Source organism: Pseudomonas sp. H3_E07, from assembly GCF_054668895.1.
The window spans coordinates 695163-720000 of record NZ_CP162795.1; the positions used below are offsets into that span (position 1 = coordinate 695163).

The window sequence follows — 24838 nt, forward strand, 5'->3', positions numbered from 1 at the left end:
CATGCGCACGTCACTGATTATCCCGACTCGCAACGCCTCCAGCCACCTGGCGCGTCTACTGCCGGCGCTGCGCATGCAAACCCTGCAACCTGACGAGATGCTGGTGGTGGACAGCGCCTCCAGCGATGACACGGTGGCGCGCTTTCGCGAGTTCGGCGCACGGGTCGAGGTGATCGACGCGCGTGACTTCAACCACGGCGGCACGCGGCGCTGGGCCAGCGAACAAGTGTCCGGCGACGCGCTGATCGTGATGACCCAGGACGCGATTCCCGCCACCCCCGAGACCTTCGCCAATCTGCTCGCCGAATTGCAGCAGGACCCGCTCAACGGCGTGGCGTACGGCCGCCAGTTACCCCACCCCGATGCGGGTGTGCTGGGTGCACAATCGCGGCACTTCAACTACCCCGAACAGAGCCGCAGCAAGAGCCTGGCCGATGCGCCGGAGCTGGGGATCAGGACCTGCTTCAGTTCCGACTCGTTTTCCGTGTACCGGCGCAGTGTGCTGCAAGCGGTGGGCGGTTTTCCGGCGGATGTGATCGGCAGCGAAGACGCCTATGTGGCGGCGCGCATGCTGCTCGAAGGCTACAAGGTGCGCTACGCCGCCACGGCGCTGGTGCATCACTCCCACGATTACAAGCTCTTGGATGAGTTTCACCGCTACTTCGATATTGGCGTGTTCTACGGTCGCGAACCGTGGATCAAGCAGGCCTTTGGCGACGCGGGAGGCGAAGGCAAGCGCTATGTGCTGGCCGAACTCGCGGCCTTGCGCAAAGCCGGTGCCTTGTACCGCGCCCCCGAAGTATTGGTACGCAGTGCGTTCAAACTGCTCGGCTACCGGCTGGGCCATCTGGAGCGTCGCCTCCCCCTCGCCCTCAAGCGGCGCATCAGCATGTTTCCCGGTTATTGGAGGTGAGCATCATGCCCTACAGGAAGTCCCCCTTGATGAAACGAACCCTGCTTGTCGTGGCCATGATGGCCTTGGCCGCCTGCAATACGCCGGCACGCATCGTCCCGCCCGACGACAAAACCGTCGAGGAAGGCAAACGCGCCCTCGACCAGCTTGCCCAACTGCCGCCGGCGGTGGAACGCATCCGCATCGGCGACCAGTTGCGCATCGTGCGCGATGCCGGCGAGATGCCGACGCTGTCGGCGTTCAACGTCAGCACCATCTATGAGCTGACGCTGTACACGGTGCAGACCGACGGCAAGATCAACTACCCGTTCCTGGGACCGGTCCAGGTCGCCGGACGCCAGCCTTCGGAACTGGCCACGGAGTTGACCAGCAAACTCGCGCCCATCTACCGCGAACCGCGCGTGACCGTGAACATCAACCAGGCGCCGGGCAGCTCGATCATCGTCGGCGGCGCGGTGAACAACCCGACGGCGGTGCAACTCGGCACGGCCAACACCCTGGAACAAGCCATCATTGGTGCCGGCGGGGTCAGCCCGGCGGGCAACGCGAGCATGGTCGCCCTGCTGCGCGAAGACGCCCAGGGTGCATATCGCGCGTACTTCCTGGACTTCAGCCAGTTACTCAAGACCGGCCCCAGCGGCCGCAAACCCGTGCACCTGCAACGCGGCGATGTGGTGTTCGTGCCCAAATCCAACGTGGGCGAGCGCATCCAAGGGGTCGATACCTACATGAACCAACTGATCCCGTTCACCAAGTCCATTGGGGTTGGCTACAACTACACCCGAACCAGCGGCGGCAATAACTAAAGGAGCGACATCCCATGATCGAGATCCGTTCTTTTCGTGATCTTCTGCGCTTGTTCTTCATCTTCCGGCGTGAGTTCAAACTGGCGGCGATTGCCGCGCTGGTGATCATCCTGCTGGGGGCGTTCCTGCTGCCGGCCAAGTACGAGTCCACCGCGCGGCTGTTGGTGAAACCTGGGCGCGATTCGACCTTGCCCATCGAGATCAGCAACCGCCAGGCGCTGGTGATGCCCAGCACCCAGCGTGACCCGATTGTCGACGAGGAGCGCCTGCTCACCGGCCGGCCCATCGTGCGCGCGGTGGCTGAGCATTACCTGGAAGTGATCGAAAACGCACCGCCGCCGGAGGGTTTCTGGAAGCGCACCAAGTACTACGTCAAGAGCGGCGTGGGTGCGGTGTTCGACGGCGTGCGCGTGATCATGGAAACCGTCGGTATCGTCGAAAAAACCACCCCGGTCGAACGTCTGGCTGCCGGCCTGGAGAAGAACTTCGAGGTGAGCCACGCCGCCGGTTCCACGGTGATGGACATCAGCTTCAAATGGAGCGACCCGGAAATCGCCCAGGCGGTGGTCAAGGATTGGGTCGAGACCTACATCAACGAGCGCACCGAGGCCCTGGGCCGCAAGAGCCTGTACGCGTTCTATGAAGGCCAGGTGGCCAACAGCGCGACCGAGATCAAGAGCTACAAGGAACAGATCCTCACCCACCTGAACAAGATCGGCGCCGCGAGCATCACCGACCGCCTGGAAGACTTGTCCGAGCGCATCAACGTGCTGCGCGGCGAGACCTTCAACACCACGCGGCTGATCGCTTCGTCCGACAGTGCGATCCAGAGCACACGCACCCAGCTCAAGGGCCAACCCAAGGAAGTCACCACAGTGCGCCAGATCGCACTGAACCCGCAGCAGCAGGATTTGCGTCGCCTGCTCAACCAGAAGCTGCTGGAAAAGGCCGACATGATGCGCACCTACACCGACAACGCGCCGCCGGTCAAAGCCCTGGACGCGTCGATTCGGGCAATGCAGATGCAGGTCAACAACGAGAGCAACACGGTGCAAGCGTCAGAGAACCGTGCGCCAAACACCTTGGAAATTCACTTGCAGCGCGTGTTGCTGGATGAAACCAGCAACAACCAGGCGCTGCGAACTCAGCTGGTTCAACAGCAGAAACAACTGCTGACCCTGGAAGCCCAACGCAAGGAGGCCCTGGAGATTGAGCCGGAGCTGGCCCGCCTCTCCCGCGAGCTGAACACCACCGAGCGCAACTACGCGCTGTACGTGGATAACCTGGAAAAGTCCCGCATCGACCGCGAGCTGGATAACAGCCAGATCAGCAACATCGCCGTGATCGAAGAGGCCACCCTGAACCCGGGCCGCATCTTCCCGAAAACCCTGGTGATGCTGCTGTTGGCGATTCCGTTTGCCATCGTGGTCGGCCTGCTGGTGATCTACTTGTGCTACCTGCTCGACCAGCGGATTCACGACGGTGGCCTGGTGGAACGCAAGTTCGGCTTGCCACTGTGGACCACCCTGCCGGAGCTGGACACCTCCACCGCGCAAAGTACCAACGCGTTCAATGCGAGCATCTACCGCTTGTACAGTCTGCTGCAGCCCGACCGCATTGCCGAGCACGGCGTGACCCTGGGCCTGACCTCGGCGCGCCATGGCGAAGGGGTGACCTTTGTGGTGGAGCAACTGCGCCAGCTGCTGCATGAAAACGGCATCAATGTGCGGGTCGGCGGGGTGGAAGCCGCCGCACCGGGTGAAGTGGTGTTGCTCGACGCCTCGGCCCTGCTGGATAACCGCGAAGCCTTCATCAACCTGCGCCGCGCCGACCTGATCGGCCTGGTGGTGGAAGCCCGCAAAAGTACCGTGCCGGTGGTGGAGCATGCGCTGTCGATCCTCAACACGGCGTTTGGCAAGGTGGACGGCATCATCATCAACCGTCGCAAGTTCGAAGTGCCGGGCAAGGTGTTGCAGACCATCGGTAAATACCGGGGAGCGTTCTGATGCGTATCGCCCTGCTCGCGCCCTTGCCGCCGGAAAAGAACGGGATCGCCGACTACGCGAACCATTTCCGCACGGCACTGGAACACCTCGGTGTGACGGTGCTGACGCCGTTGGCCGGGGTCGCGGGCAACTCCGAGGCGATCAAGCAAGCCATCGCAGCTTTCGACTGGCAATCCGTCGACCTGGTGCACGCCGAGCTGGGCGGCGGGCGGCTCGGGGAATTCCTGGCCTTGCGTGAACTGCGCAAGGCTTACCCGCAGTTGCCACTTACGGCCACCGTGCATGACCCGGAGCGCATCGTGTGGCGACGTGAACAGTTGCCGTTTCCACTGAACCTGATGGCGCGTCTGCCCAGCCCATTGCCGCAGGCGGCGGTGGTGCTGGCCGACCCGCTGACCCTGCGCGAAGAACGCCAGGTGGCCAAGGGACTGACCCGGTTGGTGACCCTCACCCGACTGGGCGCCGACTGCTTGACCCAACGCATGCAACTGCCGGCCGGCAAAGTCGCGGTGATCAACCATGCCAACCTGGCGATTGCACCGGCAGCATTGCCGTCGCTGGACACCTTGCGCCTGCTGTATTTCGGCTTTATCTACCGCGGCAAAGGTATTGAAGACCTGGTGCAGGCCCTGGCGAATGTGTTCAAGCAAGCCCCTCACTTGCGCGACCGCGTGCGCCTGACCCTGGCCGGCGGCACTGCGGCGGAAATGGCGTTCGGCGCGGGCGGCAACTACCTGGAGCAGTTGAATGCCCAGATCGCGGAATTGGGGCTGACCGACGCAATCGACTGGCGCCTGAACCTGCCGGCCGATGAAATCGCCCAGACCATTCAGGCCCACCATGTGATGGTGCTGCCCTATCGCGAATCGAAAAAACTCGGCCTGCTGGGACGCCAGCGCGGCACCAGTGGCGCGCTGTCCTGGGCCACCGCCTGTGGGCGCGGCGCAATCACCTCCGACGCGCGTGCGTTTGCCGAGGAAGTCGCCAGCGGCAACGGCGCGATCTACCCCGAAGGGGATGTGGCCGCGCTCGGCGAACAGCTACTGCGCTTGGCACGCACGCCACTGCTGGCTCGGGATTGGGCCGAGCGGGCCGGGGAAATCGGCCGCGAACGCCTATGGCCGTTGACCGCGCAGAAGTTCAAGCAGCTCTTCGAGCAGGCCATCACCGGAGCCCCTTATGGCGCGTAAACGCACTTACCTCGCCACCTTTGCGGTGGTTGCAGCCCTGGGCTTGACCGCATTCTTGTGGGGACGCCAAGCGGATGCCGAAAGCCATGTACTCAAGGGCACCAAGGAAGTGGTGTGGAAGGATTTCCTGGGGGTGAATGCGCAGTTTCTGTGGTTCAGCCCCGAGCGCTACCAGAAGCAGATCGACCGCCTCAAGGCCCTGGGCCTGGAGTGGGTGCGCCTGGATCTGCACTGGGATCAGCTGGAAACCGCGCAGAACCAGTACAAGCTCGCCACCCTCGATGAGCTGGTGGGCAAGCTGCAACAGAACCAGATCAAGTCGGTGTTTTACTTAGTCGGGTCGGCACGCTTTATCACCAGCGCGCCACCGATGTCGCAGTACCCGGACCAGTACCCGCCGCAAGATCCCAACGTGTTCGCCAACCGCATGGCGCTGCTCTCACAGCGCTACCCCAGCGTGGATGCCTGGCAAGTCTGGAATGAACCGAACTTGATCGGTTTCTGGCGCCCGGTGGCGGATCCTGCCGGCTACGCGAATCTTCTGACCGTTACCACCAACGCGTTACGCGCCGTGAACCCGAACAAACCGGTGGTCGCCGCCGGCATGGCGTTCTTCAGTGAAATGCCCAACGGCCAGACCATGTTCGACGCCTTGGGCGCGCTGGGCGTGGCCAGTCTGAACACCATCATCTCCTACCACCCCTACACCCAATTGCCCGAAGGCAACGACCCGGCCAACCTGGACTTCATCGCCAAATCCACCCAGCTCAACCAGGCCCTGCGCAACGGTGGCGTGCAAACCTTGTGGAGCACCGAGTGGGGCTGGTCGACGTACAAGGGGCCAAAAGACGCCCAGGACCTCATCACCCCTCAGGCCCAGGCCGACTACGTGGTTCGTCGCCTGGCGCTGATGAGCGCGATGGATTACGACAAGATATTCCTGTTCACCTTGAGCGACCTCGACCAGCGCGCCAGCGTGCGTGACCGCTCCTATGGCTTGCTGGATATCGACACCAACCCCAAGCCGGTCTACACCGCACTGAAGAACTTCCTTGATGTCAGCGGGCCGAAGCTCACGCCGGGTGATCCGCCTGCTGCCGACGCGCTGCCCGATGGCCTGTTCAGCATCGGCTGGACCCGCACCGATGGGCGCAAGCTGTGGTTCTTCTGGTCCGCCCAGGGCGGCAACGCGCACCTGCCGGGCTTGGCCAGCGCCACCCTGTACGACCCGCTGCACGGCACACAAACCCCGGTAAGCGGCACCAATGGCCTGACCGTTCCGGTCAAGTCGAACCTGCAAATTCTGTTATGGGAGTGAGGCCTGCCATGCGCATTTTATGGATCCTGCCCTACTCACCCTGGCCCGCCACCAGCGGCGGCAAGACGCGCCAGTTCCACCTGCTGCGCAGCCTGTCCGCGCGTGGGCATCGGATCACCTTGCTGCTGCATGACAAACATCCGGTGTCGCTCACCGACCGCCAGGTGCTGGAGGCGTTTCTCGAACAACTGATCATCCTGCCGCGTCGCCCTCTGCGCAGCGTGAAGACCCTGCTCGCCGGGCTGTTTGCGCCCTACCCGCTGCTGGCGAGCGTGAATGGCTTGTCGGGCGCGTTGCAGGACCGGTTCAACCAACTGCTCAACGAGCATTGGGATGTGGTGCAGATCGAGCACACCTATAGCTTCCAGCCCTATGAAGAGGCGCTGGCGCGCAAATCCCAGCCGTTCGTGCTGACCGAACACAACGTCGAATCGGCCCTAGGCGCGGCCACTTACGACCGCTTGCCGGGTTGGTCGCTGCCGTTCATTCGCTATGACCAATGGCGTTACACCCGCTGGGAACGGCGCGTGATGCGCCAGGCCACCCAAGTGGTGGCGGTGACCGACAGCGACGCCCAGGTCCTGGAACCCATCGCCGGCAAACCGGTGTCAGTGGTGGTCAATGGCGTGGATTGCGATCACTTCGCCGCCGCCCGACCGGACCCGTCGACCCACCGCGTGCTGTTCCTCGGCAACTACGAATACGCGCCCAACGTGGACGCCATCGAATGGGCCCTGGACGAAATCCTGCCCAAGGTCTGGGAGCGTTGCCCGCAGGCGCGAATGAGTGTGTGTGGCTTCGGCATGCCGGACAGTTGGCGTGAGCGCTGGCCGGACCCGCGCATTGAATGGCAAGGGTTTGTGCCCAACCTGCTGAAACTGCAGTCGAGCTGCTCGGTGTTTCTGGCGCCGTTGCGCCATGGTGGTGGTTCCAAGCTCAAAGTGCTGGAAGCGTTGGCCGCGGGCCTGCCATTGGCAAGTACCGAACAAGGCGTGTCCGGGTTGGACCTGGTGGAAGGCCTGGACTACCTCGGCGGGCAGACCGCTGTGAGCCTGGCGGACGCCGTGGTGCGCCTGCTGCAATTTCCCGATGCCGCCGCGGCCATGGGCGAAGCCGCCCGCGCCTATGTGCGCCGCGCCCACGACTGGAGCGTCGCCGCCAGCCAGTTGGAAAAGGTGTACGCCAGCCTTTCGCCCCTGAATCAAAAGGAGCCCGCATGCGTGTAGGCCTGGATTACCGCACCGTCGGCACCTCGCCGCAATCGGGCATCAGCCGCCAGGTGTACGCGCTGGAAAGCGCCCTGCACGGCCTGCCGGGCATCGAGCTTGAACGGTTCACTGTGGCTCCCTTGGGCGATGAAACCCGCTTGCGGGCCCATTGCCCGGCCTGGGGCTGCGCGAAAACCGCCATGCACCAGCCACACAATCGCCTGCGTTTCGAGGCCGGCTTTTTGCCGCGTGCGTTGCGTGAGCAGCATATCGACCTGTACATCAGCACCTTCAACATGGGCTTGCCATTACCGCCCCACCCGAAGGGGCTGCGTACGGTGGTGCTGTTGCACGACCTGTTCCAAATCACCCTCGACAACTATCACGCCAACCGTCTGAAGGCGCTGATCTACAAGACCAGTGATCGCCTGTCGATTGCCTACGCGGTGCACAGCGCCGATCGGGTGTGGACGCCGTCGCAGTACAGCGCCGATGAAACCGCGCGGTTGTTTCCCAAGGCGGCGGGCAAGATTCGGGTGTTGCCCAACCAGGTCGATGCCTTTTCCGAACAGGCAGCGGATCTCAGTGCACGCCAATTGCCTGAACGCTATTGGTTGCTGGTGGGCACCCGCGAGTTGCGCAAGAACGTGCCGTTCCTGGTAGACGCCTGGCAGCAGGCGCGACGTCAGTCTCCCGCCGTGCCGGAGTTGGTGCTGGTGGGCAGCCTCGACCATTTGCCCGAGGCCCAGCGCACTCTGCCGGGCATTCGTGCGCTCAGCGGTGTGTCGGATGCCGAGTTGCATGCGCTTTACCGCCAGGCTTCGCGCCTGTGGCAGCCTTCCTATGCCGAAGGCTTCGGCCTGCCAGTGATCGAAGCGCTGAGCGTCGGCACCCCGGTGGCGGTGGCCAGCGGTACCTCGTTGGATGAAATCACCCCGCCCTCGGCACCGCGTTTTTCGCCCACCGGTGGTCCGGCGCTGACGCAATTGATGCTCAGCCTCGGCGATCGCGCGGAAGAAGAATCACCCGAGCAACGCCGGCAATGGGCGCAACGCTTCAACCATCAAGCCTACCGCCGACGCCTGGCCGAACTGATCGAGGAATTGAAGTGAGAGTGAACCTGCCCAGCCTCGTCGCCATCCTCTTCGGCCTCCTGTTTGGCGCCGCCGCCCTGCTGCTGTCACCGGCCAAGGCGTTCCTCGCGGTGATCGGCCTGGCCGGCGCGGTGACCATCCTACGCTTTCCGTTCTGGGGCCTGCTGCTGTTTGCCCTGGTTGCCACGTTCATGCCCTATTCCACGGTTAACCTGGGCATTCGCAGTACCGTCAGCGAAGCTATCCTGGCGATGACCTGGGGCGCGGTCCTCTGGCAAAACTTCCTGGTACGCCTGCCGGATACGCCGAGCCTCACCCGGCGCCCGACCGACCAGATGCTGTTGTGGCTGATGGTGTTCAGCGTGTTCCCCTTCATTGTCGGTCAGGTCACCATCCACGCCGACAGCAGCGGCGTGGCCAATTGGCTGCGTTGGTTGCTGAACTTGTCGGGGGTGTTCCTCTGCGCCAAGTTGCTGGTGGACCACAAGCACCGCGAGTCCCTGGTGATCGCCCTGCTGCTGGGCAGCCTGGCGATGCTGATGCTGTCGATTGCGGTGTTCGTGCGCACACGCTCCGGAGCCGGCATTGCGCCGGTGCTGGCACTGTTCAATTACGGCAACTTCGACATGCTGAAATTCGGCTTGGAAGCCATGTCTTCGCGGATGGGCTCGCCGTGGATGCACCCGAATGCCATCGGCGGAATCATGGCGCTGCTGCTGCCCCTGGCGTTTTGTTTCGGCATGACCGAACAAGGCTGGAAACGCGCACTGGGACTGGGCGTGGCGTGCCTGGGCGCGGCGGCCTTGCTGTTGGCGAGTAGCCGTGGGGCAATGGTCAGCCTGGCGCTGGTGCTGCTATGGATGGCCACGCGCCGGGTGCCCTACACCGGACGTCTGCTGATGATCGGCGCGGCGCTGACCGCCGTGCTGGTGATGGCTTATCCACCGCTGCAGGAACGCCTGGCGACGATTTTTTCTTCGAGCAACGCCAGTACCGAAGTGCGTTTCGACGAGTACCGCATGTTTCCGCAGGCGATGGTGTCGTACCCGTTCGGTATCGGCTTCAAGGTCGATCCGCCCGTGCCTGGCACGCCCTTGCTGGGCATCTCCAACCTGTGGCTGAACTACATCTACAAGACCGGCATCGTCGGCATGCTGTTCTTTATCGCGGTCACCGTGCGCTGGTGGCGTGAAGCCCGCCCGGAAAGCGGCCCGATCCGCCTGACCAAAGACAACGCGCTGTGGCTGGGCACCACAGCCGGAATTCTCTCGGCGCTGGTCAGCGGCCTGTTCGACCACTACTTCAGCTTTGCGGTGGTGATGGTCGCGCTGTTCTGGCTGATGGTCGGCATCAACGTATTGGAGGCACGTCGACTGTTTCCGGCACGCCTGCCTCAGGTGAAACGTGTGGTGTTCGGCAAACCCGTGCTTGATGGCGCACAGCCCTGATGCTGGGCTCCGCCGCCTGGCTGACACTGGCGACGCTGCTGGGCCTGTGCCTGGGCTTTGCCCGTGAATGGCTGCTGGTGGCGGCCTGGGGCGCGGGCGAGCGCAGTGATGCATTCCTGATCGCACTGTTTTTGCCGGAGGCGCTGCGCATGTCATTGGCCGGCGGCGTGCTGAGTGCCGCGGCGCTGCCGCTGTATCTGGCGCGCAAGGACGACGAGCGGTTGGGCTGGTTGGCCGCGTTGTTCCCCGCACTGTTGCTGATCGCCCTGGTCACCAGCCTGTTGCTGACGCTGCTGGCGCCGTGGCTGGTGCAACTGCTCGGGCCAGGCCTGGCGGCGAGTGCCACGGCGCTCGCCAGCAGTAACTTGCAGATCGTCGCCTGGTGCGTGCCGGGGTTGATGCTGCACGCGCTGTTCAGCATCCCGTTGCAGGCCAGCGAACGTTTCGTGCTGGCTGGCTTGGGTTCGTTATTGTTCAACTTGCCACCGGTGACCTACCTCGCCCTCGCCGGCACCGCCACCCAACCGCACGCCCTGGCCCTGGCCTGCCTGGCCGGCAGCTTGTTGATGCCGTTGGCGCTACTGCCATCGATGTGGCGCCAGGGCTGGCGGCCGTGGTGCTGGCAATTGCCGTGGGCGCCGCTGCGGGAATTGGGGCAGCGCATCGGTCCATTGTTACTGAGCAACGGCGCCAGCCAGGGCCTGGCGCTGATTGAACGGCTGGTGGCATCGCTGTTGGGTGAAGGCGCGGTGACCTGGGTCAACCTGGCGCGCAAGCTGATGAACCTGCCGCTGATTGCGCTGATGAGCCTCAACCAGGTGTTGCTGGGCATGATGAGCCGTCGTCAGGGCGATGAGCGACTGGCCCTGCTCAAGCGCGGCCTGGAAACCGCCAGCGTGCTGACTCTGCCCGCCGGTGTCGGCCTGGTGGCGGCGGCCCCGAGCCTCGTGGCGTTGCTGCTGCCCGCGCAATCGCTGGACTCGCCGTTGCCGCTGCTGCTGGCGTGGTTTGCCGTGCCGCTGGTATTCGGCGCCTGGAACGCCTTGCTCGCGCGTTATGCCTACGCGGCCGGGGATACGCGCCAGCCGCTGCGCTGCGAACTGCTCGGCAGCCTGGTCAATGTGCTGTTGCTGGGCGTCCTGCCGTTTGTGTTTGGCCTGGCAGGCATTCCGTTGGCGGCGCTGGCCGGGGTGATCTGCACCGCGCTGCTGCTGATGCAACGCCAGGCCTTGCTCAGCGCCCTGCCCTGGGCTCGGAGCTGGCTGCTCAATGCCGTGCTGATGGGTGTGGCGGCGTTGGCGCTGTTTCGGATTGAAGGCGTGTGGCTGCAACTGGGGCTGAGCACCCTGGCCGGTGCAGTGGTGTTGCTGGGTATGGGGCTGTGGTTGAAGCCGTGGCGCAAGGCATGACTCATGCCGCGCATTCCCGTTGACGATTTTCGCTGGCAAGCCAGCTCCTACAAGGGCGGTGGTTTTTTTAGAGGGAGGGGTTCAGGTGAAACATCGTTGGATTCAAATGGACATTGCCAAGGGCATTGGCATCCTGGTGATCGTATTCGCCCACAGTTGGTTCGTCGCCACCTCGCCGGACCTGCTGTATCCGGTGCTGGCGTCGTTCATCCTGCCGCTGTTCTTCTTTTTGTCCGGGGTGTTCTTCAAGCCTGAACAGCCCTTCGTGGAGATGGCGGTGCGCAAGGCCGACGGCCTGCTCAAGCCGTTTTTCTTCACCATGCTTATCTACGTGATCGTGCGCAGCCTGCTGCGGGGCCAGCCGCTGCTGCCGGATATCGGCGGCGTGCTGTATGCCTCGGTGGACACCATCCCATGGCAGGCGCTGTGGTTTCTGCCGCACTTCTGGGTGGCGATCCTGTTCAGTTGGCTGATGCTGCGGCTGATCCAGCGCCTGAAGCTGTCGCTGTTGCTGAGTTGCGCATTGGTCACGCTGCAATTGATCGTGGGCGTGTGGATGCTGCCCTGGTTCTGGCAACTGCCGGTCACGCTGGGCGGGCACACCTGGGTCCTGCCGGGCCTGCCGTTCAGCCTGGATATCACACTGATCAGCAGCACCTACTTCATTGTCGGCTACCTGCTGCGCGACTGGCTGCGCGCCCACTCGGGCTCCTGGCTGACGCTGGTGGTCTCCGTCGCGCTGTTTATCGCAGTATTCACGTTCACCTGGGACACCATGGACCTGGCGCAGCGGCGCTACGACCACTGGTTATGGACCACCCTGCCCGCCGTGATCGGTGTATACGCGTGCTGGGCGCTGGCAAAGGTGCTGATGGTCTCGGCCTGGGTCACGCGGGCTATGACCTACATCGGCCAGAACACCCTGATCCTGCTGATCTTCCATGGTGAAATCCAGCACAAGACCTTCGACCTGATGGAGCGCCTGGGGCTGCACGCGTTTGTCGCGGCCTGTATCGGTTTTGTGGTGGCGGTGGTGGCGCCGTTGTTGATCGGGGAAGTGATCAAGCGGGTGGCGTTCCTGCGGTTTTTCTACTTTCCGTTTCCGGTGCGAAAACCACAAAATACCCTGTAGGCACTCACGCCTACAGGGTCTTGGGTTCAGTCATCCAGCTGTTGCGGTGCAGGCTTGCTGCCATGTTTGGCAGGCTTGGCGCCCTTGGCTGGCGCAGGGGCCGCAGGTTCAGGCTCCGGGGCGGCGGCGGTTTCTTTCTCGGCCATCGGCATCTGGTCGATGGCAGTGAAGAATTCCTTCAAGTCGAGGGTATCCGGTGGCACGGTCTTCTCGACTTTCTTCTCGCCGTCCTTGCCCACCAGGATCACTTTGGTGCCACTGCCGGCACCCAGTTTGAGGGCACGGATCAGTGCGTTGGTTTCCGGGGGCGTGAGCTTTTTATTGTCCTTGGGGTCCTTGGCGAACTTCTCGCCTTCGGCGCCGATGCTGCCAAACTTCACGGTGTAGAACACCATGTTGCGTTCTTCGAAAGACTGCTTGGTCGCAGGCTCGTCCAACTGTTTCTTGAGGGTCGCCAAGGTGTCGTTGCCGGAATCAAGCTCTACCACTACCAGCGGCCGGGCCTTGCCCAAGTCTTGCTTGAGCGGGTTGATATCATCAGCAGCCAACAGCGGCCCCGTAAAAGCCATCAAGGTAGCCAGGGTCAGCGACCGGATGAGCATGCGCACCTCCTTTGTATTCCATGCAGGGTTCTTGAGTTTCATGTCTGCGACAGTCAAATTCAAGGATGATTCCTACACCACGTTACGAAAGCGTAGGACAAGACGCCCGCTACGCAAGGGTTTGGTGGGCGCACCTGTCATTGTTTCCACTGATTTCGGAAACATCATGAGACCTTCCACGCGGGCCAATGCCGCGCAAATACGGGGGCGACGACAGGGTCGGCATCCACTTGCGCCAGGCTTTGGGCAAAGCCCGGCGCCAGACCGTTCAACACCTCCCGCGCTTCATCCCAACGCGACACCGCCGCCGCCATCACGCCCAACGCATTCGGCACGCCGTTCGGGGCGAACAACTGCCCATCGAACTGATCGGCAAACACCACCCAGGCCTGGTGCAAGTATCGTCGAGTGCCTGTCACCAGCTGCGCCTGTACGGTTTCGTTGACGTGGCCGAGCCAGCGTTGCGGGTAGTCAATGATGCCGATCGCCGAATAGCAGTTGGCCGCGATGTACACAAGGCCGCGGATGATCTGCGCGCGGTCGCCGGCCAGCAGGTCCGAGGCCGGATATTCCAAGCCCAGGTGGATCAGGATCGCGGCGCTTTCCGTCAACACCTGGCCATCGGGGGTGATCAGGGTGGGTACCTGCTTGAGCGGGTTGATCCGGGCCAGCTCATCACTGCCCTCACCCTCTGCCCAGGAGGCCGCGTCCACCCGTCGCCACGGCACCGCACAGCGCTGTAGGGCGATTTCGATCATGCAGGAGCCGGATTCGTCGATGCCATAAAGGGTGTACATGGGCTTTTCCTCCTAGCGTTGCAGTTTGGCCTGCAAGTTGGCCTTCACCTGCGGCCATTCCGAATCGATGATGCTGAAGCGCACCGAGTTGCGCTTGCGCCCGTCGGGCATGATGCGTTCGTGGCGCACAATGCCTTCCTGCACGGCGCCGAGCCGCAGGATCGCGGCGCGGGATTTTTCGTTGAGTTCGTCGGTGGTGAATTGCACGCGCACGCAGTCGAGCACTTCGAACGCGTAGGTCAGCAACAGCAGCTTTGCTTCGGTGTTGATCGCGCTTTTCTGCGTGGACAGCGCCAGCCAGGTATGGCCGATTTCCAGCTTGCGATTGATCCGGTCGACCTTCCAGAACCGCGTGCTACCCACCACCTGGCCGTCATCACGACGCACCAAGGTAAACGGGATCATGCTGCCGGCGTCACGCCCTGCCAGGGCGGTGTCGATGTACTTATCGACGGTGTCCGGGCCCGGTACGTTGGTGACCTTGAGGTTCCACAATTCGCCATCGGCTGCGGCTTCGAGCAAGGCGGTCTTGTGTTCCCTTTGCAGCGGCAAGAGTTCGACCGTGGTTCCGGTCAGAGAGATCAGGGTCATGGTGCAAGCGCCGTCTGGGTGGTCATCAGTGACAGAGAGTGGGGGCTCCCACCCGGACGAATCAAGCGTTTTAAAACAGGCCCATCTGACCGCCCACCAGGGTGCTGAAATCGTCATTCACGAACGGCAGGATCGCATCCGCCACCGGCTGCAGTTGCCGGGTGACGTAGTGGTCGTAGTCGATGGGCGCGTGCCGCACTTCCAGCGGTTCCGGGCCGTTGACGCTGATCACGTAACTGATCCAGCCACCGCGCTGGTACTGGCGCGGGCGGTTCATGCGATCGTTGTACTCATCGGCCAGGCGCGCGGCGCGGACATGGGGCGGCACGTTGCGCTCGTAGTCGTCCAGCTGACGGCGCAGGCGTTTGCGGTAGATCAGCAACTCATCGAATTCGCCGCTGAGGGTACGGCGCACATAGTCGCGGATGTAATCCTGGTGGGGCTGGCGATGGAAGATGCGCTGGTAGAGTTCCTGCTGGAATCGGCGCGCCAGGGGCGACCAGTCGCTGCGCACGGTTTCCAGGCCTTTGTAGACCATTTCTTCACGGCCATCGCTGTGCACAACCAGCCCGGCGTAGCGTTTTTTGCTGCCCTCCTCTGCGCCCCGGATGGTCGGCATGAGGAAGCGGGTGAAGTGGGTTTCATACTGCAATTCCAGCGCGCTTTGCAGCCCGAATGCCGTTTGCAGGTGCTCGCGCCACCAGTCGTTGACGTGCTGCACCAACGCCCGGCCGATGCGCCCCGCGTCCTCCTGGCCGTGTGCACTGCCGAGCCAGACAAAAGTCGAGTCGGTGTCGCCGTAGATCACCTCATAACCTTGGGCTTCGACCAGCTCGCGGGTCTGGCGCATGATCTGGTGGCCACGCATCGTAATCGACGAGGCCAACCGCGTATCGAAGAAGCGGCAGCCACTGGAACCGAGTACGCCATAGAAGGCGTTCATGATGATTTTCAGGGCCTGGGACAGCGGGGCATTGTGTTCACGCTTGGCCACTTCACGGCCTTCGGAGACCCGCGCGACGATGGACGGCAGGCAATGCCGGGTGCGAGAGAAACGTGCGCCGCGAAAGCCTTCCACGGACTCGCTGTCGTCGGGGTGCTTGAGGCCTTCGATCAGGCCCACCGGGTCGATCAGGAAACTGCGGATGATCGACGGGTAAAGGCTTTTGTAATCGAGCACCAGCACTGATTCGTAGAGGCCTGGGCGTGAGTCCATGACAAAACCGCCGGGGCTGGCCTGGGGCGGTTTATCGCCCAGGTTCGGCGCGACGAAACCCTGGCGGTGCATCAGCGGCATATACAAATGGGTGAACGCAGCGACGGAGCCACCGTTGCGGTCGGCCGGCAAGCCGGTGACGCTGGCGCGCTCCAACAGGAACTTGAGCAGTTCGGTTTTCTCGAAAATCCGCGTGACCAGTTCGCAGTCCTTGAGGTTGTAGCGCGCCAGCGCGGGCTTGTCCTCGGCGAACATGCGGTTGATTTCGTCCATGCGCTGGTACGGCGTGGAGATGTCCTTGCCCTCGCCCAGCAGAGTTTGCGCGACGTTTTCCAGGCTGAAGGATTCGAAGCTCCAGGTGGCCGAACGCAGGGCTTCGATGCCATCGATGATCAAGCGCCCCGCCGCCGCCGCAAAGTAATGGTTGCGGCTGCCGTGTTCGCGCCAGGCCATGGGTTCTTCACCCCGCCCAAGCATGAGCGGCACATTGAGGCGCTGGGCATGTTCGTGGAGCACGCGCAGATCGAATTGCACCACGTTCCAGCCGATGATCGCGTCGGGGTCGTGCAGGGCGAGCCATTGATTGAGGCGTTCGAGCAGTTGGGCGCGGGTGTCGCAGTAGTCGAGCTTGAAGTCCACGGCGGCGGGTTTGTTCGGCGGGCCGAGCATGTACACCTGGCGCTCGCCGCAGCCTTCGAGGGCGATGGAGTAGAGATCGCCCTGGGCGGTGGTCTCGATGTCGAGGGACACCAGCTTAAGCGGCGGGCGGTAGTCGGGCGCGGGCTTCATCTGCGCGTCACAGAGCACGCCGGTGGCGTCCGGTGTGCCGCCGAACCACACCGGTGCGGTGATGAAGCGCTCCATCATGTAGCGCTCGGGTGGGCGCACGTCGCCTTCGTAGACATCAACCCCGGCAGCGCGCAGGCGTTTTTCCACGTCCATCGCTTGGCGGTGCTGGCGCGTATACAGGCCCAGCACGGGGCGATGATGAAAATCGCAGAGCTGCAACGGGCGCAACTCGATGTCGCGCTCGCCCTTGAGCAGCCAATCCAACGGCTTGCGATGGGCCTCGGGGATGAACATCACCGACGTCTGCACGGGTAGACGGACAAACCTCGGGCCTTGGTCGGTGGCCAGCCAGAAGCTGACCTCCGTACCCGCCGGGGTATCTCGCCAATGCCGGGTCAGGACAAAACCCTGCTGTAAATCCACCGTACCGCACCTCAGGAATCGCTTTCAGGGCGTGATTCTACTCGGCATCCGCGCGCGCAGACCTGAATCTCATAAATTTGTTGCAAGACGTTAATAATAATTACTATCATTCACGACGGAGTCGTATCCGCGCAGTGAGGACGCGCAACGCTGTTGCCCTTTTCCCCACATAACGGTTCGCCGTCAGGATCGACCATGCCCATCCGTGCCACCTTTGCTGTGCCATTTCGCCCTACCCTGCTCGCCCTTTGCTGCTCCATGAGCCTCACAGCCCACGCCGCAACACCCGCCACTCCGGAGGATGCGAACAACCGTCAGGATGGCAACACACTGGAACTGGGCGCCACCAGCATCAACGCCGAAGCGCCCGCTCCAAACGCCCTGCCTCCGGTATACGCTGGCGGCCAGGTGGCACGCGGCGGTCAGTTGGGTGTGCTGGGTAACCAGGACATCATGGATGTGCCGTTCAGCATGGCCTCCTACACCGAAAAGTTGATTCGCGACCAGCAGGCCGAAACTGTCGGTGATGTGCTGCTCAATGATTCGTCCGTGCGCCAGGCGTCAGGTTTTGCCAACCAGGCGCAGACCTTCATGATCCGTGGCCTGCCGCTGAACGGTGACGACATTTCCTTCAACGGCCTGTACGGCATCCTGCCGCGCCAGATCATCTCCACTGACGCCTTGGAGCGCGTGGAAGTGTTCAAGGGACCCAATGCCTTTATCAACGGCGTAACGCCAGGCGGTTCGGGGATCGGCGGTGGTGTGAACCTGCAACCCAAGCGCGCCGACGACGTCCCGCTGCGTCGCTTCAGCACCGATATCAGCAGCGATGGCCGAGTGGGCGAGCACTTGGACATAGGCCAGCGATTCGGTGAAGACAACCGTTTTGGCGCGCGGGTAAACCTGTCCCAGCGCGAAGGCGATACCGGCATCGATGATGAAAACCAGCGCTCGAAACTGTTTGCGGTCGGCCTGGATTACCGCGGCGATGCGTTGCGCCTGTCCAGTGACTTTGTGTATCAGAAGCAACGCATCAACGGCGGGCGCAACTCGGTGTTCCTGGGCACGGCCACCCATATCCCGGATGCACCGTCGGCTGACACCAACTACGCGCCGAGCTGGAGCAACACCAACCTTGAAGACACCCTGGGCATGCTGCGCGCCGAGTACGACTTGAACGACAACTGGACGGTTTATGCGGCAGGCGGGGCCAAGCACACCCGTGAAATGGGGCAGTACTCGTCGGTGACGCTGACCGATAACCTTGGCAATGCAACCGCCAGCGGTTCGACCATCGCGCATGAGGAAGACAACAGCAGCTTGATGGGTGGCCTGAATGGCAAATTCCAGACCGGCCCTGTGAGCCATCGTCTCAACTTCGGCCTGGCCGGCATCTGGACCCAGGCGCGCAATGCCTATGTGTTCGCCACCCCACGCACCCTAACCAACATCTACAACCCTGTGACGGGAGCGCCACCGGCCCTGAATAATCCACGCAATACCCCTGGCACCGATTTCAGCGACCCGACCATCACGGCCAAGACCTTTGTGCGCAGTACGGCAGTGTCCGACACCCTGGGGTTCTTCGACGACCGCCTGTTGGTGACGGTCGGTGCACGCCGCCAGCAGATCGTTGTGCAGGGTTACAACTACATGAGCGGTACCCGCACGGCCAATTATGACGAGTCGATCACTACGCCGGTCTACGGCCTCGTCTTCAAACCCTGGGAACATGTGTCCTTCTACGCGAACAGGATTGAAGGCTTGGCCCAAGGTCCGACTTCCCCTGTCAACTCCGGGAACAGGACTGTTATTGGCGGAGGCCAGCCCTATGCACCGGCACGCTCCAAGCAGATTGAAGCCGGGGTAAAAGTCGACATGGGCACCTATGGGGCGACGTTGGGTGTGTACCGCATCGAACAGCCTGGAGCCGGCTACGTACAGGTCATTGATGCTACGACAGCGCGCTACGTGCGAGAGGGCCAGCAGATCAACAAAGGCGTGGAGCTGAACGTGTTTGGCGAACCGGTTAGCGGCCTGCGCTTGCTGGGCGGTGTGACAGTCATGAAGACCGAGCTCAAGGACACGCAAAACGGTGCCAACGACGGTAACCGCGCGATCGGCGTGCCTTCGTTCCAGCTCAATGCCAACGTGGATTGGGATGTGCCTGGCCTGCAGGGCGTGACGCTCAACGGCCGCATGCTGCGCACCGGTGGCCAGTATGCCGACGCCGCCAATAACCTGAGCCTGCCAGCGTGGAACCGCTTCGACATAGGCGCACGCTACAACTTCAAGGTGGCTCAGCGGGATGTCACTCTCGGTGCCACCGTGGAAAACGTTGCCAACGAGAAGTACTGGGAATCAGCCCAGGGCGGTTTCCTCAGCCAGGGCGATCCACGTGTCGCCAAGCTGTCGGCGACTGTGGACTTCTGATCAACGTTGCCTTGGCCGCGCTTCTGTCCGCCCAACCTCGTCGCCCACGCTGTCGATATCCGCCTGACAAAATCCGTTGAGGCCGATGAAGTCACCAACAAAGGTATTGGCGGTGGATGCGGCCAAGCATCAGGTAGTGCTGGCAGGTGCCGAAGGCGGTGAGGTGCAGGTGAAGGCTGAATAGGTTAGAAAAGTGGGCATCAAGCATGATGCCCATTGCGGTCAAGCTTGACGGGCTTGGCTCAGGTAAGTTTCGATGTTGCCCATCTGCTCATCCCAGCCACGGGAATTCATCTTGAAGGCTTTCTGCCGCCGTGCCTCAGGCACTGCGTCAAACCCCGACTCGACCACCCGCAGTAGAATGCCCGGTGCTCGGTCCTCAATGGTGAACTCCACCAGTGTCGGGGTTTCCTGGTCGTAGTCGACGCCCTCTTCCACCGCGAAGGGGTGCCACCGGAACGAGAACAGTGTTTGCGGCAGGATGCGTTCGATTCTGGCCTTCCAGATCACATGCTCGTAACCGGGATAAGTGATCGGCGCCTCAAGGGTTTGCCCGGCAACAAAGCTTTTGCCGCTGAGGGCGATACCAAACCAACTGCCGAATTGCTCGGCATCGGTGAGGGCTTCCCACACCTGTTTACGTGAAGCGTTGAGCAGGACTTTTCGTTCGATGCGATCTAATACGTGCATAAGTCACCTCCTCCATTGACAGTAGGCGACATCAAATAATGCGCAACCTTGGGTTGTAAGCAATCATGATGACCCCATCCTTGAACCGGCTATACGTTATGACTGACCCGTTGAATGGAAGTTGCTTCTGTAAAGGCGTGCGCTACCAAGTGGACGGCCTCGACATGCCCATCAGCCACTGCCACTGCGTCAGCTGTCGCAAGGTGCATGCGGCAGCATTTGTGGCGACGGCGGGCGTGATGCGTGAACACTTTCGCTGGACCCAGGGCGAAGCCCTGCTGGCGTCATTCGAATCGTCGCCAGGCAAGTTCAGGCATTTCTGTTCGCGCTGCGGTTCGCACCTGATGGCGGAGCGCGGGCACCAACCCCACGTCATTGTGCGGGTGGCGACGCTGGATGATGATCCAGGCGTCAGGCCCACCGCGCATATCTGGACATCCCATGCGGTGCCCTGGCTTGCCTATGAAGGCGTAGAGCAGTGGGACGGGTGGCAAACCTGATTAGACCTTCGGGTCTCCGGGTGCTTTAGCCGGTGTCGCGTACTGCGGCTTCAGGTGACCTTCTTGGTCGAGTAACCAGGCGTCCATGATCTGGCGCACTACCGGTCCTGCAACACGACCGCCGGCCTCGCCGTTTTCGATCATCACCGAAATCACGATCTTCGGATGTTCGGCTGGAGCGAAACCGACGAACAAGGCGTTGTCGCGGTGGCGTTCCAGGGTCTTTTCACGGTTGTAACGCTCACCCTGCTTGATCGCGACCACTTGTGCCGTACCACTCTTGCCGGCGATGCGGTATTGCGCACCTTGTGCGGCAGCGCGGGCAATGCCGCGTGGGTCGTGCATCACCAGTTGCATGCCGTGGTTGACCTGCTCCCAATCACGCGGGTCCTTGAGGACGACGTTGGGCATCGGGTTTTCATCCACGGGAGGCACGCCATTGATGGTCTTGGCCAAGTGAGGCCGATTCCACACGCCCTTGTTGGCGATCAGCGCTGTGGCTTGGGCCAATTGCAGCGGTGTGACCTGCATATAGCCCTGGCCAATGCCGAGGATCACGGTTTCACCCGGGAACCAGGGTTGCCGGCGGGTGGCGCGCTTCCAGGCCTGGGAGGGCATCAGGCCGGCTGACTCTTCGAACATATCCAGCGACACTTTCTGACCCAGGCCGAACTCAGCCAGGTAGTCGTGCAGGCGATCGATGCCGAGCTTGTGGGCTAGGTCGTAAAAGTAGGTGTCGTTGGAGCGCATGATGGCGGCGTCCATATCTACCCAGCCGTCGCCGCTGTGATTCCAGTTGCGGTATTTGTGATCGAAGTCTGGCAGTTGGTAGTAACCCGGGTCGAACACGCGGGTCTGGGCGGTGACGACGCCACTGTCCAGGCCGGCGATGGCGACCTCCGGCTTGATGGTCGAGCCTGGCGCGTAGAGGCCCCTGAGGACGCGGTTGAACAGCGGCCGATCGATGGAGTCATGCAGGGCGGCGTATTCCTTGAAGCTGATACCGGTGACGAACAGGTTCGGATCGAAGCTTGGCTTACTGACCATCGCCAGCACTTCACCGGTCTGCGGGTCGAGGGCAACCACCGAACCGCGTCGATCACCCAAGGCCTCTTCTGCGGCTTCCTGGAGGTGAACGTCGAGGCTAAGGACAATGTTTTTTCCCGGAATCGGATCGGTGTGCTTGAGCACACGCAGTACGCGGCCCTGGGCATTGGTCTCGACCTCTTCATAGCCTACGTGGCCATGCAATTCGGACTCGTAGAAGCGCTCGATCCCGGTCTTGCCGATGGACTGGGTGCCCCGGTACTCCACCGAGTCGAGGGCTTTGGATTCTTTCTCGTTGATCCGCCCTACGTAACCGATGGAATGGGCAAAGTGAGCGCCCAGGGGGTAGTGACGAACGAATTGCGGTTCTACGTCCACCCCCGGTAGGCGAAACTCATTCACGGCCAGCAGCGCGATCTGCTCTTCGGTCAGCTCATAAAACAATGTCACAGGAACGAAGGGGTGCCGCGCTTGCTTCAGTGCCTTGTCGAATACAGCACGGTCTTCTGCCGGCAAGTGCAGCAAACTGACGATGGCGTCCAACTCCCCCTTGAGGTCGGTGGTGCGTTCACGGGTGATGGTCAGGTTGTAGCTGGGACGGTTGTCAGCCAGCACGACGCCGTTGCGGTCATAGATCAACCCACGCGTCGGCGTAATAGGCAGCACGTGGACGCGGTTGTTCTCGGAAATAGTGGAGTGGTAGTCGAACTGTACGACCTGCAGGAAGTACATGCGTGCCACCAGGGCGCAGGTGATGCCAATAACCAACAGCGCGCAGGCAAGCAGGCGTTTGTTGACCAAGCGGTTTTCTTTTTCGTGATCCTTGATCGGTATAGGTTCAGGCATTTCTACAGCATCTCGTTGAAGAAGGTCGACGCCGCTTCCTGCGGTTGAAAGATCAGTCCTTGTGAAAATGTGCTGCACCATACCAAAAATGCGGAAACACTTTGTATCCATTTGCCCAACGGCAGGTTCATGAGCCGCTTTTATGAGGAAAGTCGTAGAGGAAGAGCGTGCGCTGGTCGGGATGCAAAAAGAGGGGATTCATGAGGAGTGGCGCTTCAATGGTCTGTTATCGGTGACGGCGTTGACCAGCAGTGCACGGCAATGAGTCTCTACGTACTTTCCGACCGCCCAAAACAAAACCCCTGTCTGCGTTAGCAAACAGGGGTTCTGGAATTTAATCTTGACGATGACCTACTCTCACATGGGGAAACCCCACACTACCATCGGCGATGCATCGTTTCACTGCTGAGTTCGGGATGGGATCAGGTGGTTCCAATGCTCTATGGTCGTCAAGAAATTCGGGTACTGAGTCGTGACCTGATGGTCTCGCTTCAGCAAATTGGGTATGTGACAGATCGGTGTTTTGTGAGATATCGAACTTTCGGTTCGTATCATCTTCACACACCGCAATCTGATGCTCGTTAGAGTAGTCAAATTGCTTGGGTGTTATATGGTCAAGCCTCACGGGCAATTAGTATTGGTTAGCTCAACGCCTCACAGCGCTTACACACCCAACCTATCAACGTCGTAGTCTTCGACGGCCCTTCAGGGAACTCAAGGTTCCAGTGAGATCTCATCTTGAGGCTAGTTTCCCGCTTAGATGCTTTCAGCGGTTATCTATTCCGAACATAGCTACCCGGCAATGCCACTGGCGTGACAACCGGAACACCAGAGGTTCGTCCACTCCGGTCCTCTCGTACTAGGAGCAGCCCCTCTCAAATCTCAAACGTCCACGGCAGATAGGGACCGAACTGTCTCACGACGTTCTAAACCCAGCTCGCGTACCACTTTAAATGGCGAACAGCCATACCCTTGGGACCGGCTTCAGCCCCAGGATGTGATGAGCCGACATCGAGGTGCCAAACACCGCCGTCGATATGAACTCTTGGGCGGTATCAGCCTGTTATCCCCGGAGTACCTTTTATCCGTTGAGCGATGGCCCTTCCATACAGAACCACCGGATCACTAAGACCTACTTTCGTACCTGCTCGACGTGTCTGTCTCGCAGTCAAGCGCGCTTTTGCCTTTATACTCTACGACCGATTTCCGACCGGTCTGAGCGCACCTTCGTACTCCTCCGTTACTCTTTAGGAGGAGACCGCCCCAGTCAAACTACCCACCATACACTGTCCTCGATCCGGATAACGGACCTGAGTTAGAACCTCAAAGTTGCCAGGGTGGTATTTCAAGGATGGCTCCACGCGAACTGGCGTCCACGCTTCAAAGCCTCCCACCTATCCTACACAAGCAAATTCAAAGTCCAGTGCAAAGCTATAGTAAAGGTTCACGGGGTCTTTCCGTCTAGCCGCGGATACACTGCATCTTCACAGCGATTTCAATTTCACTGAGTCTCGGGTGGAGACAGCGCCGCCATCGTTACGCCATTCGTGCAGGTCGGAACTTACCCGACAAGGAATTTCGCTACCTTAGGACCGTTATAGTTACGGCCGCCGTTTACCGGGGCTTCGATCAAGAGCTTCGCGTTAGCTAACCCCATCAATTAACCTTCCGGCACCGGGCAGGCGTCACACCCTATACGTCCACTTTCGTGTTTGCAGAGTGCTGTGTTTTTAATAAACAGTCGCAGCGGCCTGGTATCTTCGACCGGCATGAGCTTACGGAGCAAGTCCTTCACCCTCACCGGCGCACCTTCTCCCGAAGTTACGGTGCCATTTTGCCTAGTTCCTTCACCCGAGTTCTCTCAAGCGCCTTGGTATTCTCTACCCAACCACCTGTGTCGGTTTGGGGTACGGTTCCTGGTTACCTGAAGCTTAGAAGCTTTTCTTGGAAGCATGGCATCAACCACTTCGTTAACTAAAAGTTAACTCGTCATCAGCTCTCGGCCTTAAGATCCCGGATTTACCTAAGATCTCAGCCTACCACCTTAAACTTGGACAACCAACGCCAAGCTGGCCTAGCCTTCTCCGTCCCTCCATCGCAATAACCAGAAGTACAGGAATATTAACCTGTTTTCCATCGACTACGCTTTTCAGCCTCGCCTTAGGGACCGACTAACCCTGCGTCGATTAACGTTGCGCAGGAAACCTTGGTCTTTCGGCGTGGGTGTTTTTCACACCCATTGTCGTTACTCATGTCAGCATTCGCACTTCTGATACCTCCAGCAAGCTTCTCAACTCACCTTCACAGGCTTACAGAACGCTCCTCTACCGCATCACTTACGTGATACCCGTAGCTTCGGTGTATGGTTTGAGCCCCGTTA

At 61.3% G+C, this 24838-nt stretch carries 19 protein-coding genes and 2 rRNA genes (1 of these 21 running past the window's edge); 13 read left to right on the forward strand and 8 right to left on the reverse strand.

Going from position 1 to position 24838, the window contains the following annotated elements; all coding sequences use genetic code 11:
- The first annotated feature begins 1 nt into the window (after position 1).
- The 10 genes from AB4O08_RS03025 to AB4O08_RS03070 all read left to right on the forward strand — a co-directional run bounded on the left by AB4O08_RS03025 (position 2) and on the right by AB4O08_RS03070 (position 12524).
- Positions 2-913, forward strand: a complete 912-nt coding sequence (locus tag AB4O08_RS03025; RefSeq protein ID WP_154847326.1) for a glycosyltransferase family 2 protein — start codon at positions 2-4, stop codon at positions 911-913.
- A gap of 29 nt (positions 914-942) precedes the next feature.
- Positions 943-1719 (forward strand): polysaccharide biosynthesis/export family protein, encoded by a 777-nt coding sequence (locus AB4O08_RS03030; protein ID WP_460114692.1) that lies wholly within the window; start codon positions 943-945, stop codon positions 1717-1719.
- A 14-nt stretch (positions 1720-1733) separates the two neighbouring features.
- Positions 1734-3725 carry a GumC family protein gene (locus tag AB4O08_RS03035; protein WP_137206159.1) on the forward strand — a complete coding sequence of 664 codons (1992 nt, stop codon included), beginning with the start codon at positions 1734-1736 and terminating at the stop codon, positions 3723-3725.
- A complete protein-coding gene (locus tag AB4O08_RS03040; protein ID WP_045792335.1) occupies positions 3725-4915 on the forward strand; it encodes a glycosyltransferase in 1191 nt (396 codons plus the stop codon). The genes AB4O08_RS03035 and AB4O08_RS03040 overlap by 1 nt, the downstream gene beginning before the upstream one ends.
- On the forward strand, positions 4905-6233 hold the full coding sequence (locus AB4O08_RS03045; protein WP_044286940.1) for a GH39 family glycosyl hydrolase: 1329 nt from the start codon (positions 4905-4907) through the stop codon (positions 6231-6233). The genes AB4O08_RS03040 and AB4O08_RS03045 overlap by 11 nt, the downstream gene beginning before the upstream one ends.
- Positions 6234-6241: 8 nt before the next feature.
- Complete coding sequence (locus AB4O08_RS03050) at positions 6242-7459, forward strand: glycosyltransferase family 4 protein (protein WP_044286938.1); 1218 nt, start codon at positions 6242-6244, stop codon at positions 7457-7459.
- On the forward strand, positions 7450-8553 hold the full coding sequence (locus tag AB4O08_RS03055; protein WP_460114693.1) for a glycosyltransferase family 4 protein: 1104 nt from the start codon (positions 7450-7452) through the stop codon (positions 8551-8553). The genes AB4O08_RS03050 and AB4O08_RS03055 overlap by 10 nt, the downstream gene beginning before the upstream one ends.
- A gap of 2 nt (positions 8554-8555) precedes the next feature.
- Positions 8556-9983 carry an O-antigen ligase family protein gene (locus AB4O08_RS03060; RefSeq protein WP_010211556.1) on the forward strand — a complete coding sequence of 476 codons (1428 nt, stop codon included), beginning with the start codon at positions 8556-8558 and terminating at the stop codon, positions 9981-9983.
- Complete coding sequence (gene murJ, locus AB4O08_RS03065; protein ID WP_045792338.1) at positions 9983-11392, forward strand: murein biosynthesis integral membrane protein MurJ; 1410 nt, start codon at positions 9983-9985, stop codon at positions 11390-11392. Before AB4O08_RS03060 ends, murJ begins: the two co-directional genes overlap by 1 nt.
- Positions 11393-11477: 85 nt before the next feature.
- Positions 11478-12524: an acyltransferase family protein gene (locus tag AB4O08_RS03070; RefSeq protein WP_460114694.1), complete on the forward strand. Its 1047-nt coding sequence runs from the start codon at positions 11478-11480 to the stop codon at positions 12522-12524.
- A gap of 26 nt (positions 12525-12550) precedes the next feature.
- Here the strand turns inward: AB4O08_RS03070 and AB4O08_RS03075 are convergent, their stop codons facing one another.
- From AB4O08_RS03075 to AB4O08_RS03090, 4 genes are all read right to left on the reverse strand, one after another.
- Positions 12551-13126, reverse strand: coding sequence for a DUF4174 domain-containing protein (locus AB4O08_RS03075; RefSeq protein ID WP_021492078.1), 576 nt, complete (start codon positions 13124-13126; stop codon positions 12551-12553).
- 164 nt (positions 13127-13290) lie between these two features.
- The gene (locus tag AB4O08_RS03080) at positions 13291-13923 is read right to left on the reverse strand and encodes a glutathione S-transferase N-terminal domain-containing protein (protein WP_460114695.1); all 633 of its coding nucleotides are present in this window, start codon (positions 13921-13923) and stop codon (positions 13291-13293) included.
- 12 nt (positions 13924-13935) lie between these two features.
- A complete protein-coding gene (locus AB4O08_RS03085; RefSeq protein WP_010211563.1) occupies positions 13936-14514 on the reverse strand; it encodes a GNAT family N-acetyltransferase in 579 nt (192 codons plus the stop codon).
- A 70-nt stretch (positions 14515-14584) separates the two neighbouring features.
- The gene (locus AB4O08_RS03090) at positions 14585-16942 is read right to left on the reverse strand and encodes a DNA polymerase II (RefSeq protein ID WP_021492080.1); all 2358 of its coding nucleotides are present in this window, start codon (positions 16940-16942) and stop codon (positions 14585-14587) included.
- Positions 16943-17137: 195 nt separating this feature from the next.
- Here AB4O08_RS03090 and AB4O08_RS03095 point away from each other — a divergent pair, with 195 nt between their 5' ends.
- A complete protein-coding gene (locus AB4O08_RS03095) occupies positions 17138-19375 on the forward strand; it encodes a TonB-dependent receptor (RefSeq protein WP_010211568.1) in 2238 nt (745 codons plus the stop codon).
- Between the two features lie 222 nt (positions 19376-19597).
- Here the strand turns inward: AB4O08_RS03095 and AB4O08_RS03100 are convergent, their stop codons facing one another.
- Positions 19598-20065, reverse strand: coding sequence for an SRPBCC family protein (locus AB4O08_RS03100; RefSeq protein ID WP_010211569.1), 468 nt, complete (start codon positions 20063-20065; stop codon positions 19598-19600).
- A 98-nt stretch (positions 20066-20163) separates the two neighbouring features.
- Here AB4O08_RS03100 and AB4O08_RS03105 point away from each other — a divergent pair, with 98 nt between their 5' ends.
- Positions 20164-20565 carry a GFA family protein gene (locus tag AB4O08_RS03105; protein WP_045792340.1) on the forward strand — a complete coding sequence of 134 codons (402 nt, stop codon included), beginning with the start codon at positions 20164-20166 and terminating at the stop codon, positions 20563-20565.
- Here the strand turns inward: AB4O08_RS03105 and mrdA are convergent, their stop codons facing one another.
- Positions 20566-22458 carry a penicillin-binding protein 2 gene (mrdA, locus tag AB4O08_RS03110; RefSeq protein ID WP_010211572.1) on the reverse strand — a complete coding sequence of 631 codons (1893 nt, stop codon included), beginning with the start codon at positions 22456-22458 and terminating at the stop codon, positions 20566-20568.
- A 142-nt stretch (positions 22459-22600) separates the two neighbouring features.
- Between mrdA and AB4O08_RS03115 the strand changes: the two genes are divergently transcribed.
- Positions 22601-22723, forward strand: coding sequence for a hypothetical protein (locus AB4O08_RS03115; protein WP_021492086.1), 123 nt, complete (start codon positions 22601-22603; stop codon positions 22721-22723).
- A 73-nt stretch (positions 22724-22796) separates the two neighbouring features.
- On the opposite strand, the gene rrf is transcribed toward AB4O08_RS03115, so the two are convergent.
- Positions 22797-22912, reverse strand: a 5S ribosomal RNA gene (rrf, locus tag AB4O08_RS03120).
- A gap of 156 nt (positions 22913-23068) precedes the next feature.
- Positions 23069-24838: ribosomal RNA gene (locus AB4O08_RS03125) — 23S ribosomal RNA — on the reverse strand (it continues 1122 nt past the right edge of the window).